This is a genomic window from Psychrobacter sp. SZ93C1 (assembly GCF_015864635.1).
Taxonomy (GTDB): Bacteria; Pseudomonadota; Gammaproteobacteria; order Pseudomonadales; family Moraxellaceae; genus Psychrobacter; species Psychrobacter fozii.
On record NZ_JADYWY010000001.1, the window covers coordinates 90,900 to 104,751 of the forward strand.

A 13,852-nucleotide genomic window follows, 5' to 3' on the forward strand; every position below is an offset into this window, starting at 1 on the left:
AGCTATAAATAATTTTCTTATCCACTATTTTTGTTTATATATTATAAAAGGGCTAAATTTTAACGTTTAATCTGATATATATATATGCTGCCTCAAACCGGATCTTCTATCTGAAATATACAATAAGCAATAGCAAGTAAAATATGGGATATATTCTTTATGGGAAGTTATGCACAGTGTTGGGTAAGCAGTATCAATGTAGACTGGACTAAAGGAGATGTTGCACCTTATATCATGAAGTTATTTAGCTCAAGTGATAAAAAAATTGTTACATCAAATAGTGAGTGCATTCCCAAAAAAATCAGTATTGTATGGAAAGATTATCTTGAGAAAGAAAAGGATGTTAATTTAGTTTTTTACTCTATTCCTCTAAGTACTTTAAAATCTAGATTAGAGCTTTTTGGATATACTTTTGAAACTTCTGAAAAAGCATTCAAGCATTCTTTAGAGAAAAAAATACTGCGGTGTGAGGACATGTCTACAAGACATGATATTTTTGACTCTACATTAACTATTCTTAAAGAGATGAATCTTGATAAATGGTTAGATGCTTTTAAAGAAATTTATGAGCAAGGACTGACATATGAAGGATATAAAAGTAATCACGAAACCGTATCACTAAGTGAAAAAAATGACTGCTCATTATCTTATATAAAATATAATTCTTTACTAGAATATATGTTGCGGAACGAAGATAGTTTCTATGGATTTCCTAGCGATTCTATATATTTGGCATTAAGACTTTGTCTTGAGGTTATACCAGAAGATGAAGACCTAGTTTACGATATTGGAGATTTGATTTTAGGTGGATATTTTGATGTGAACGAGGATTTAATTGAATATGTGACTGATCTAAGTTCTATTGAATATTACGATACTGGTAAATCTATTGTTCTAACTGAAGGAAAGTCAGATGCATTCATATTATCAGAATCCTTAAACTTACTTTACCCTAATTTAGCTGAATATTTTACTTTTATGGATTTCGAAGGTGCTAAAGTTGGAGGCGGTGCAGGAAGTCTTGCTAATCTTGTTAAGTCATTCTCTAGTGTTGGCATAGTTAACAAAATCATTGCAGTTTTTGATAATGATACCGCTGCTCATGCTGCATTGAAAGGAATAGAAAGAGTTAAAATTTCTAGTAATATTAAGATATTTATTCTACCTAACATAGATATACTCAATAATTATCCAACTATTGGTCCAAATGGGTTACTTAATATGAATGTCAATGGAATGGCAGGAAGTATAGAACCTTACCTTGGAAAGGAGTGTATTTCTGACTGTAGTGGCAATTATTTTCCTATTCAGTGGGCGGGATTTGATAAAGGTTTAGAGAAGTTTCAGGGAGAAATTACTGAAAAGGATAGGATTCAAAAGTGCTTTCGAGAAAAAATAAAGCTTTGTGCTGACAATAATTTGCTAATCAATGAATATGACTGGTCAGGTATTAAAGTGATACTTGAGGGGATTTTTAAGGTTTTTCATGATGATTATGAAAATAGTATACTTTCACAGGCGGAAGGATACTATGAATAATTATAAATTACTATTTTTTCCAATGAAACTGTGAATAGCTATAAAGTATTAAGCTAAGGACAAAATAATATTACGTTTTGTTTATTGGAATGATGAAGCTAAATCTACGATAGATATTTGTGAGAATTAGACTTAATCACCAGTTCTGACAGTAGAGGCTATCCTGTTTAAGCAGATAATAGCAGATAATAGCGGATGGCAGGATTGGCTCCAGCTTCATAGTAGCTCTAATAACCACAAAATCTAATACAGCACTTCGAAACACCATCAAGCAAACTAACCACACAAACCAAAAAAACCTCGCAATTGCGAGGTTTTTTGTTTTATCTAGGGCGTGTTGAACATTGGGAATAAAACGATGGCAAAAAAATAGCAAACGGTTAGTCTTTAAGTTCTCACACAAAAAAGACATCGTTTGCTATGCCTCGTACAATGCTCAAAGATCAACACTGGACAAGACTAAGACCTATATTACTAGAACTTAATATCTATGACAAAGGGAATCTTAGACAAACAGTCGAAGGCGTATTATATCGTATGCGTGTTGGCTGTCCTTGGCGTGATCTGCCATCTTACTTTGGTAAGCCTAATACCATCTACAAGGCTTATCAGCGCTGGTTTCGTAGCAATAAACTGATTGCGCTGTTCGCTTTATTAATGAAAGACTCAGACTGTGAATGGGTGTTTATCGATGGCACACACATCAAAGCACATCAGCACAGTAATGGTAGCAATGAGGTGGAACAAGCCATTAGTAAAAGTGTGGCAGGACGCACCACCAAGATTCATTTGGCGGTTGATGCTCACGGCAACCCTATTACTTTTATCTTATCAGATGGTACGACTCACGATGTAAAGGTGGCTCCAGACTTAGTTGATAAGATTAATTTAAGTGGTACAGATATGCTATGTGCCGATAAGGGCTATGATTCTGATCCGCTGCGAGACCATATTGAACAATCGGGTTGCTTCAACAATATTCCTCGAAAACAGAATGCTAAGTCCACCAATAACCATATGGACTGGCACTTGTACAAGGCTCGACACTTAGTAGAAAATGCTTTTGCTAAGTTAAAAAACTATAGGGCGGTTGCAACTAGATTTGATAAGCTCAAGCAAAGTTATGAGAATACGGTGGCTCTCGATTGTGCCTATCTTTGGTTGAAACTTTGAATGTTCAACACGCCCTAGTATGACTGGCTATAACTAAAACAGCGTCAGTGTTGACCATTCAATTATAGCTATTTAGCTATTTAGCTTTTTGGTAGTAATCAACCATCATAGTGCCTAAAGTGCCGTTGTCATCGATAGTGATGATTCTGACCGTACCTGATTGTGCTGCGGTACTCGACTGCACTTGTCCGGCCTTACCTAAGACGACTTGGTTGTTTTTAGCTGCCTTTGCTTCGTTACCGATAGCGATGCTATTCATGCCAGCTGCCATAGATTTATTACCGACAGCGACCGAATTTGCACCTTGTGCTGCTGCCGCTTCACCGACTGCCGTAGCACGAACACCACTAGCATCAGCTAAATGACCGAATGCTTGTGCGCGCTCGCTTGTGGCTTTGGATTTCCAGCCGATAGACGTTGAGCCTAGACCAGCAGCATTGGCTTCGCCGCCGACAGCGGTTGCTGAGTTCAGGCCTGCATTGGCTTTGTTACCGACAGCGACCGTATCATTAGTACCACCAGCCATGGCGGCTTCACCAACGGCGGTAGAGCGTACACCGCTAGCATTGGCTAGATGACCGAACGCCTGCGCGCGTTCAGCGGTTGCTTTTGATTGCCAACCGATAGAGGTTGAGCCTAGCCCTGCTGCATTGGCTTGACCACCGACAGCCGTTGCCGAGTTCAGACCTGCATTGGCTTGACTACCGATAGCGACAGTATCATTAGTGCCGCTAGTTGTGGCAGCGTTGCCAAGCGTGATGGCAGTACTGCTAGTCGCAGTTGCAGTGGTTGGAGCATCTGACATCTTATGCTCAGCGCCTGTTGCCATCGTCGTGCATGCCGTGGTTGCGGCGATGGCTAACGTGAGCGCACTGGTTTTTAGCACTAAATTCGGTAGAAAGTCCATTTTCATTCTTAATTCCTTTTTGATAGCCTTAACGGCTTAGTAGGTGGTTTGGATGGATCAAAGCCATCAGGTATATAGTGTTGACATACTATGATGACATTAGTTCCAGTCGGTAGATAAGCTTAACTCTAGTCAATCCCCTATACATTGGATACGGTGTCAGTCTCGCTTAGTCTACGATTTGTAGTACTTTCACTCGCCTTCCTTGTATCCAAATGATATTGAACCGACTATATACGACTTTTACATTAACTTATAGTGACCGTTCAAGCAATCAATATTCTATATAGTCAATCCTCTATAAAAGAGTGACAGCGTTAACCTCACTTGAGGTATCAGATATACATCTGCGCTCGGTTGCCTTGACCCTCTTTTAAACTGAATCAACTATCTCTTAAAAAAGTGGTTCAGCGAATGAGTAAACAGTAATTAAACAGCTGAACAAACAGTCATGCTCTAACACACGCTAACCATTCGTCTATCCATATAACCACCATAAAGCCATTGGCGATGACGCCCTTCATGTTGTACCCTAAACCACTATTTTTATAATTAAGAAGAAGTCCAATGCAATACAACTTTGATGAGATAGTCGATAGACGTAATACAGGGTCACTCAAATGGCACTATACCGATGACACGATTCCGTTATGGGTGGCGGATATGGATTTTAAGGCTGCGCAGCCTATCTTAAACGCAATTGAGCAAACAGTGCAGCATGGCATATTGGGTTATACCAAACCTACTGAGGCTTTGTATGAATCAATTATTCAGTGGCATGGCAGTCGTTATGACTTGCAGCTGACCAAAGAGAATATATTGTTCTCACCCGGTGTCGTGCCAAGCTTAGCGCTGATGATGAACGTCTTTACCGAAGTAGGCGAAGCGGTATTGGTGAATGATCCTATTTATACACCTTTTATGAGTAAAGTTGAGCAAAATGGCCGCAAGCTTGTGCTCTCTGCATTAAAGGAAGTCGAGGGTAAGTATCATCTGGACTTGGCCGATATCGAAGCCAAAATAGTCGAACATGATGTTAAGCTTTATTTATTGTGTAATCCACACAATCCGGGCGGGCGCGTGTGGACGGTTGATGAGCTTGAAGCGCTGCTTGCGATTTGTAAAAAGCACAATGTGGCGATTGTCAGTGATGAGATTCATCAAGATTTGACCTTGACTGGTCACACATTTATACCGTTTCTAACGTTAGCAAAAGGCTACGAGCACAATGTCGTAAGCCTGACCTCGATGACCAAAACCTTTAACATCGCAGGTATCAAAGGCTCGATGATATTTGCGACAGATGCCGCATTAATCAAAAAAATCAGTCAGCAGCAGCACTTAAATGACGAGTACGAGCTGAATTTATTTGCGTATACGGCCATGCGTGTGGCTTATGAGCAAGGCAATGAGTGGTTGACGCAGGCGCTGAATTATATCGAAGCCAATATTGATTTAACGGTGCAGTTTTTAGAAGAAAATTTGCCTAAGATTAAGGTCATGCGTCCAGAAGCCTCGTATTTAATTTGGGTAGATTGCTCGGCGTATGGTCAAGATGATCAAGTGCTTTATGACATGCTTAGAGAAGCTAAAGTTGAGCTGAGTGCAGGATTCAAATATGGTGAGGAAGGTCATCTTAAAATGCGTATTAATGTCGCATGTCCTAGAGCATTGCTATTAGAAGGGTTGACTCGTATGCATGCAGCGTTGGGTGATGCTACGTAGTAAGTGCAGTAAGTAGTACGGGTCTTTGCTAAATGGAGAGGCAGATAGCTTGTTTGTCACTGGGCTTATGATTGGGCTTACTGTCTCTTCTGTTCTTATTTTTAGCCCATTTAGACGACTATCGAGTGAATTGAAGGCACGCTCTAATAATAATCGCGAATAATTCATCATCTAATAGCCAATAGAGGGCGTAAACTTGTTAAAATAGGGCACCAATTTATCTATTGATGGACATCGATTTATGACCACAACTGCTGCCACTCCTACCATTAAAGAAGACCGCATCTTAATCCTCGATTTTGGCTCGCAATATAGCCAGCTGATCGCCCGCCGTGTGCGCGATTCTGGGGTGTTTTGTGAGATGTTCCCTTATGACATCGACGCTCAGCGCATCATCGATTTTGGTGCAAAAGGCGTCATCCTATCGGGCGGCCCTGAGAGCGTCCATGCTGAAAACAGCCCACGTATCAACGATGCGGTGTTTGATTTGGGCGTACCAGTACTAGGTATTTGCTACGGTATGCAAGCGATGGCAGATCGTTTCGGCGGGCAGGTTCATGCCAGTGATATTCATGAGTTTGGTGCAGCGACGATCAACATCAATGGCACGTCTACCTTGATCGATGGCATCGAAGACGCTGCTGGCACGCTCAATGTCTGGATGAGTCATGGCGATAAAGTGATTGAAGTCCCTGAAGGCTTCGATATCGTTGCCAGTACACCAAGCTGCCCGATTGCGATTATGGCCAATGATGACAAGCAATATTACGGTCTACAGTTCCATCCAGAAGTGACGCATACCTTACAAGGTCAGGCGTTGCTAGGTCGTTTCGTTCATGAAATATGTGAGTGCGCAGGCGATTGGACGCCAGACAACATCGCTGAGATGCGTATCGCACAATTAAAAGAGCAAATCGGTGACAAGCAAGTATTGCTAGGTCTATCAGGCGGTGTCGATAGCTCAGTGGTAGCAGCGTTACTGCACAAAGCCATTGGCGATCAGCTGACTTGCGTCTTTGTGGACAACGGCTTACTTCGTTTGAACGAAGGCGACCAAGTCATGCAAATCTTTGCAGAAAACATGGGCGTAAAAGTCATCCGTGTTGATGCAGAAGACTTGTTCTTAAATGCGCTAGCAGGCGAGTCTGATCCAGAGAAGAAACGTAAAATCATCGGTAAAACGTTCATCGACGTATTCGCTGATAGCGCCCGTCAAGTGAGTGAGCAAAGCGATGGTAAAGTCGTTGAATTCTTGGCGCAGGGTACGATTTATCCTGACGTTATCGAATCTGCTAAGTCGCATCAAGGCAAAGCACACGTGATTAAGAGCCATCACAACGTTGGCGGTTTGCCAGACGACTTGGCCTTTAAGCTGATTGAGCCGTTACGTGATTTGTTCAAAGACGAAGTGCGTAAGCTTGGTATTACCTTAGGTCTACCAGCTAAAATGATCTATCGCCATCCGTTCCCAGGTCCAGGTTTGGGTGTGCGTATCCTTGGTGAAGTGAAAAAAGAATATGCGGATATCTTGCGTTTAGCTGATGCGATATTTATGGCGGAGTTAGAAAAATCAGGCTGGTATGACAAAACGGCACAAGCATTTGCCGTATTCCAACCAATCAAATCAGTCGGTGTGGTCGGTGATGGCCGCCGCTATGCATGGGTGATTGCGTTACGTGCGGTTGAGACGGTAGACTTTATGACGGCTCGCTTTGCGCATCTGCCGTATGATTTGATTGAAACGGTATCGAACCGTATCATGAATGAAATAGCTGAAGTATCGCGTGTGACTTATGATGTTTCGAGCAAGCCGCCTGCAACGATTGAGTGGGAATAATTCTTCCTTAAGTAGCGCTGTTAGTCATAAAAAAAGCCCACGATAGCGTGGGCTTTTTTATGTTTATCATCTTTTCACTGATAACTTATATAGATTGGTAAGTTGGGAATATTACCTAACTCTCTTTTATCTAACTCATTGAATTAGGATGTTCAACGTAAATTTCTAAGACTAAGACTAAGACTTACTAGACTAAATTGGCTAATAAGAAAAGGCAATTTCGGTACTATTGTATTGAAGAGAAGCCAGTACAATTAGTTCTGGCTTGCTATTAAAAGTAAGATTATTTTATCCTCATTTGGAGGATTTACTTGGCTTTACAGATGGAGTATTTCCTGGAGTATTTTTATTATCACGTCGACGTTGATCTGGCTTCCCAGTCGACTTAGCAATTGGTTTCGGTCCTGGCTTCAAACTCATGATTTAATCCTTTAATTTAGAGAGGTTATTCCTCATCTATGAAATAAGGTCTTCGTCAGTAAAATTCAATATATAATTAAGAAAATATAAAAAATTATAAGTAACATTATTAGAATTATCAATAATATCCGTAAAGAGGCAGTTACTGGCGGTTACGACTGAGTGATAGTAAGATTCTAGATAATACTTAGCTTCAAATGATAAAAAAACACTCAACTTGGTTGGGTGTTTTTTTTGGCTTGAAGAAATAGGCAACTAAGAAGGCTTTAGTTTTTTATTGAACATTTGTCTTTATTATCTATAATATAGTCAACTTTAATTGGCTATTGATTATTGAAGTCGAGATAAGACAACTAACCGTTCAGTATTTAGTAAAACTAAGGGATAAGATGCTTTGTAATAATTGTGATCAAGTAAACTCAAGTGACGCAGGATTTTGCTCAAAATGTGGACAGCAGCTCTCTGATATTCAAGCACAGACACCACCACCGCTCACAGCCGTAAATATCTCAAAAGATGCGCAAAGCTCACAAAACACAATATCTTCTGACTCTGAGACAGCGGATACTTTACTGGCGGCCTTCGTCGGTGAAAAGTATGATGGTTTTTACCGTGATAAATGGTTTAAGGACAGTGAGCCACGCTTAGACGTCAATAATGAGGGTTCGAGCATTCACAGTTTTAATATTGCCGGACTTCTTTTGGGAATATCTTGGTTGTGTTATCGCAAGATGTACCTAGTGTCTTTATGTATTTTGCTCAGTATTAATATCTTTGATTTGGTCTTAATGTATTCGCTCGGTATGGAAGTATATAGCTCTATAGGTCAAACCAGTTTTCTTGTGGCATTGGCAATGTTTGTAGGTTTTTTAGGTAATTATTTTTACTTTAATCATAGTGCCAAAAATATAAAGAAAGTTATGAGCAACACAGTAGATCCAGCTACGCTTAAACAAGCACTAGCGGAGAAGGGTGGGACATCATGGGTTGGCGCAATTGTGGGTAGTATATTGAATATATTACTGACAGCGTGTATGTCTTACTTTTTTGCGCCTGATTGGTATTGGTTGGTGTAGTCGGTTTTTCTCTCTACTTAGCCTTTAGCTGAAATAAAAAGCACTCAACTTGTTTGGGTGTTTTTTATGGGTACGGTGGATAGTAAATTTATGTCGCCAAAATTATTGGTTATTAGAACCTTGTTTAACTATAGTGAACTTACTCACAGAGCAGTGAGTAGTAAGCCTAAATCTTCTAATTAAGTTTTTAAAGGAATTCTATATGAGCGCGAAGAAAACTACTGTAGCAGACAACAATTCTAACATGAGAAACCCAAATAAAGGAACGGGTGGTACTAATAAAGCTTATGACCAAGCCCAAGGAAACCGAGGTAAGCAAATGAATCCTAATCGAAAAAATAAAGGCTAGCTTTAACACTATATAGTCAGCCGTTAAGTCTTCTATAACCAGAAGACTTAACTACTTATTTTTGGGATAATATATCAATTTAGGAATTATTATGTCTGATTTAGCACAATTTCCGTCACAAGGTGATTTAATTAAATTTATTTATAATGCAACAGGCATTATCCCATCTAAGAATAAGAAAAATTTCATCATCGATATTGATATGGACGATAAAAGTTTACATAAAAGTCTTGATAGATTAGCTAAAGAAGAAGGTGATTTCTTAAAGAATTTTGAACAACATATTAGCGAGTTTAGGTCAGCAATACATAGTTTGTTTACGAATGCCATGTATAGCGGTACATTGTATGACCCACTTTTAGAATTATTCCAAATATATACTCAGACTGTACTAACTAACCAAACCTATCTAGGAAAAAAAGAGTCATTGTTTTTCCTAATAAGTACTGTTTTCCTACGAAGCTCTACAATCTCAATATTCCAGTATCAGCAATGTTATAGCGTGTTTTTAGACGCTTCTGTTTCACCTAGCAAGAAATTTTGGTACTTGGAATACGGAGATACAACACCGTTAGCTTATATTATTCATTGGATATATAATTGTGAGAATAAAAGCCAAGAAGGTTTTCATAATACTTTTTGCGAGAAACGTGGTGGAAATATTGATCAAATCGATAAGGATTTGGCTAACGTAAATAATTGGGTGTCTGGTGCTGTTAAGCTACCAACGTTCTCAAGTATTCTGGATGTGTTTGATAGAGGGTTCCAGTTCCATAATATTGATGATGATAGAAAGCAAAAATATAGATTTTTCTTATTGATAGCTAGATTTGTCACTTACTGTCTGAAAAGCTTATATGAAAACTATAAAGAAGAAGATGTTTCTAATATTTTAAAAAAATTAAGAGATTATTTAACTCTGATAAATAAAGATTTCGAGCAGTTTTACTCAATTAATGAAGTCAAGAGAGACTCTAAGTTAACAGGTATAGAAAAAGATATAGTTGAGAGTTGGCAGCAAATGCAAATTATAAATTTTTTTCTTGATAAATCCAAAGAAACCGAAAGAAAAATTGCTCATAACTTAAGTAAGATCCAGAAAAAGTATATTGAAGAATCTTCGAAAAACAGTCATATGTACACCAAATCTCTTGAAAAAGTTTATCAAGAAGAACTTGAAAGATGGTATAGCACTGCACCAAATAAGTTCGTTATTAGGTCTTTTCAAGATACTTTAACTCCTTTCAATGATGAAAGTTATAGGAAAAACATTGAAAACTGTGGGTATGGGTATTATGTAATGAAAGAAAAATATGACCATCAAAAATGGCTAAATGAGTATCATGATGTTGGTAATGATATTGTGTTTCCATGGTTAAAATATTGGATAGATGGTATGAAGCTATTTTATAGTAGGGATTTTGAATCGTCTCTTACTAGAATGAGAGAAGCATTTAATACCATTAGATATTCAGCAGGTAATCGTCAAATTAAATTTATAGAAGACTATATGCTAGTAGCGTTAGCACAACCTAATAAGAATGGTAACGTACAAGGTTGGAAGGATTTTAAAATAGCGTTCAAATGGGGCGTATTTATGAATCATTTTGACGCTTTTCCTGAATTTTATTCTGATAAAAATAATAAAGAACTAAAAACTATGTTCGAGGAAAAGAAGAAAGATTTTATAGCTTTTCCTTCAAATAGCATGGATACTAAAATTTTAGCAAAACTACTCTTTCATTGGAAATATGACACATAGTTAAAAATCACCTTAAAAAAAGCAGCACTGAGAAGTGCTGCTTTTTCAATCGATACTAACTCTTAAAGAACTACCCCTTCACATTCACCACATAACGCCCAACCACCTTACTCGACATAAAGCGATCTAAGTATTCTGGCGTTTGCTCTAGCGTAATCTCTTCGCCATAGCTTTCAAGGTTAGGCAGTTTCATATCAGTGGCGACACGTTTCCAAATAGCTTCTTTATCAGCCAGTGGGATATAGACCGAGTCGATACCCAATAGCGACACCGCGCGGGTGATAAAAGGTATCACTGACATTGAAAAATCCGCACCACTAGCTAGGCCACAACTGGTCACTGCACCACCAGATTTGGTTTGCTTGAGCAGGTTGGGTAAGTAGTCGCCACCGATGGTATCAATAGCGTTTGCCCATAGCTCACGGCCGATAGGTTTGTTACCGATTTCATTGATGGTATCGCGATGACGTACTTCGCTTGCACCCAATGCTTTTAGGTGCTCACTTTGCTCTGGCTTACCTGAGAACGCAATCACCTCATAGCCGAGCTGCTTTAAGATAGCGATACTGATCGTACCGACGCCACCTGTTGCACCTGTTACAGCAACTGGACCATCACTTGGTTTTGCGCCCATTTTCTCTAATTTTTGGACACTCAGCGCTGCGGTTAAGCCGCCTGTACCATAGGTCATCGCTTCTTTTAGTGTCAGCGTTTCTGGGCAAGCCAGCGCCCAATCTGCAGGGATTGAGATCATCTGACCAAGGCCACCATCGGTATCCATACCGAGATCATAGCCGAATACCAATACTTCTTGCCCTACGGTAAACGTGCCTGACTTGTCACTGACTACGACGCCTGCTGCATCGATACCAGGGGTATGCGGGTACTGTTTGGTGATTCTTTTATTACCCGATGCCGACATCGCATCTTTAAAGTTTAACGACGAATAATGTACTTCGATGAGCAAGTCATTCTCTGGTAAATCACTGATATTGCGTTCTTGAATGCTTTTTTTAAATTCACCATCGCTGGTTTCTTCGACGACTAATGCTTTGAATGTTGTATCGTTTGACATGGTTATATCCTTATTAAATCTTATTATTTGCGCTGATTGGCTTAGCGATACTATTACAGCAGAATGGTTAAAAAAGCCCACCGTATCTTATAGCTAATACAAATGGGCTTGCTTATATTTGTTAATACCGCTGGTTTTTGCCCTTATTACGAAATTACGAGGCGAGTATAGGAATTAAGGTTTTAAAAGAACTTTGCCTTTTTTACTTGATTGTACTTTTCCAGAGACCGCTGTTGCGATATCGTCCAAGCTATAAACAGCTTCGATTGGTAGCTTCAAATCGCCATTCGACGCACGTTCTAGCAATTCAGTGATCAGACGTTGTTTGTTGTCTAGATCCATTTCTTGGCTGGTTTTGCTACCCCAGAATCCTTTGACAGTCGCTTGCTTAAAGATCAAGCTACCAGCGTCCAGTGCCATGGGCTTGCCTGACATGATACCGAAAGAGACCAGTGTGCCTTTGCTACCCAGTAGCGATAGCAGCTCATTGCTCGACTCACCACCGACTGAATCAACGGCTGCTGTGATCTTGTCATCGCCGATGATGGCGCGGACTTGGTCTTTCCAGTCGTCATCAGCTGTGACCACATTGTTTTTGATACCGAGTGAGGTCAGCTCTTCTATCGCGTCTTTGCTACGGACGAGGTTAATCGTGTTCACGCCGCGCGCTGCTGCGAGCATGGCAAGGGTTTTACCGACAGCGCCATTCGCCGCATTGTGGATAATCCACTGACCGCTATTCACTTCTAAGAATTCTAATAGCATTAGGGCAGACAGCGGCATGGCAATCAGCTGGGCAGCCAACTCGTCTTCGATACTATCAGGCATGTTAAATACCATGCTGGCAGGAGCGACAAAATACTCTGCCCACGTCTCATGCACACTGGCACAAGCCACACGCTGACCCACACTAAAGTCTGTCACGTCATCGCCTACCGCATCGATAATGCCTAGCGCTTCACTACCACCGATGGCTGGCATCTCAGGCTTGTAGCCATATTGTCCACTCACTGTCAGCATGTCATGGTTGTGAATAGGTGAGAGAATGGTTTTGATACGGACTTCGTTGGCAGCCGGCTGCGGCATAGGACTGTCGCCCACGCTCAATACGTCAGAAGGTTTGCCAAAGCTGTTATGGATAGCACTACGCATAATAATTTCCTTTATGTATTTATGATTTGGTTTATTTATAAGTGTATTAAGAGTACGAATAACCGACTATAAATATCATGTTATCAAGGTCATTCACCAATGTATTTTTTCTTCTAGTAGAAACGATACCATGATAATGATGCTTATAGGTTATCGGCTAACAAAGACACTATACTTAAAAATAGACTGGTCGTCTAGACGTCAGATACATTTGCGCTAACGGGATTTTATTATAGAAAGCTTGGCTTACATCAGTAATATTTTCTAGCGTTAGATAGCCAAGCCCATATACATGGGATACGGCATCAGGCCAGTTCAGTCTATTCTCTGTAGAACCTTGACTGGCCTGCCTTACATCTAAACTATCTTAGACTGATGATGACTCAGAATGATGATAGCTATCGATACTATTTAATAAAACTCAATACGACTAAGCACATGCTCTTGTACCAGATAAGCACAAATATAAGCACTTGGCCACGCAAACATAAAGGCCAGTCCCCACGAATGCATCAACTCCATAAAAAAGCCGTCGATAAAGCCTTGTTTTACCACCAATAAGGCCGTTGAGATAATCAGTGACATCATCATTGCCATGATACCTGTGAAGATAAGGCGGTAGTATTTGCGCCGTGTGCGTATTCTGATGGTAGGAAAATTTGCCATAGTTTTAGAGTGTCCTGAGTGGTGCTAAAGACACTTCACTGATGAGGTAAGTGTCAATTTTATATAATAAGTGGTGGTGGGGGCCGTTAGAGTTTGCCATTGAGTACTATCATATCGCGTGCTGACCAATGAATAAAATGGTTATTATAAATGGCGAGGTTTGTTATGGTT

The 13,852-nt window shown here is 40.0% G+C and carries 11 protein-coding genes; 7 read left to right on the forward strand and 4 right to left on the reverse strand.

All coding sequences use genetic code 11. The annotated features are described in order from the left end of the window. The first annotated feature begins 159 nt into the window (after positions 1-159). A complete protein-coding gene (locus tag I6E83_RS00410; protein ID WP_197099491.1) occupies positions 160-1,539 on the forward strand; it encodes a HEPN/Toprim-associated domain-containing protein in 1,380 nt (459 codons plus the stop codon). A 420-nt stretch (positions 1,540-1,959) separates the two neighbouring features. Beyond that, entirely contained in the window at positions 1,960-2,712 is a 753-nt protein-coding gene (locus tag I6E83_RS00415) for an IS5 family transposase (protein ID WP_197099493.1), read from the forward strand. A gap of 76 nt (positions 2,713-2,788) precedes the next feature. Here the strand turns inward: I6E83_RS00415 and I6E83_RS00420 are convergent, their stop codons facing one another. After that, positions 2,789-3,625, reverse strand: a complete 837-nt coding sequence (locus tag I6E83_RS00420; RefSeq protein WP_197099495.1) for a hypothetical protein — start codon at positions 3,623-3,625, stop codon at positions 2,789-2,791. A 561-nt stretch (positions 3,626-4,186) separates the two neighbouring features. Here I6E83_RS00420 and I6E83_RS00425 point away from each other — a divergent pair. From I6E83_RS00425 to I6E83_RS00445, 5 genes are all read left to right on the forward strand, one after another. Beyond that, positions 4,187-5,344, forward strand: a complete 1,158-nt coding sequence (locus I6E83_RS00425) for a MalY/PatB family protein (RefSeq protein ID WP_197099497.1) — start codon at positions 4,187-4,189, stop codon at positions 5,342-5,344. 241 nt (positions 5,345-5,585) lie between these two features. Then, a complete protein-coding gene (gene guaA / locus I6E83_RS00430) occupies positions 5,586-7,181 on the forward strand; it encodes a glutamine-hydrolyzing GMP synthase (RefSeq protein ID WP_197099499.1) in 1,596 nt (531 codons plus the stop codon). Positions 7,182-7,990: 809 nt separating this feature from the next. Continuing rightward, positions 7,991-8,677 carry a zinc ribbon domain-containing protein gene (locus I6E83_RS00435; protein WP_197099501.1) on the forward strand — a complete coding sequence of 229 codons (687 nt, stop codon included), beginning with the start codon at positions 7,991-7,993 and terminating at the stop codon, positions 8,675-8,677. 202 nt (positions 8,678-8,879) lie between these two features. Continuing rightward, positions 8,880-9,026, forward strand: a complete 147-nt coding sequence (locus I6E83_RS00440) for a hypothetical protein (RefSeq protein ID WP_197099503.1) — start codon at positions 8,880-8,882, stop codon at positions 9,024-9,026. A 91-nt stretch (positions 9,027-9,117) separates the two neighbouring features. Further along, on the forward strand, positions 9,118-10,788 hold the full coding sequence (locus I6E83_RS00445; RefSeq protein ID WP_197099505.1) for a hypothetical protein: 1,671 nt from the start codon (positions 9,118-9,120) through the stop codon (positions 10,786-10,788). A 70-nt stretch (positions 10,789-10,858) separates the two neighbouring features. On the opposite strand, the gene I6E83_RS00450 is transcribed toward I6E83_RS00445, so the two are convergent. From I6E83_RS00450 to I6E83_RS00460, 3 genes are all read right to left on the reverse strand, one after another. Beyond that, the gene (locus I6E83_RS00450; protein WP_197099506.1) at positions 10,859-11,863 is read right to left on the reverse strand and encodes a YhdH/YhfP family quinone oxidoreductase; all 1,005 of its coding nucleotides are present in this window, start codon (positions 11,861-11,863) and stop codon (positions 10,859-10,861) included. 174 nt (positions 11,864-12,037) lie between these two features. Beyond that, entirely contained in the window at positions 12,038-13,015 is a 978-nt protein-coding gene (locus I6E83_RS00455; RefSeq protein ID WP_197099508.1) for a zinc-binding dehydrogenase, read from the reverse strand. 411 nt (positions 13,016-13,426) lie between these two features. Then, positions 13,427-13,681, reverse strand: a complete 255-nt coding sequence (locus I6E83_RS00460) for a DUF2798 domain-containing protein (protein ID WP_110922124.1) — start codon at positions 13,679-13,681, stop codon at positions 13,427-13,429. Between the last annotated feature and the right edge of the window lie 171 nt (positions 13,682-13,852).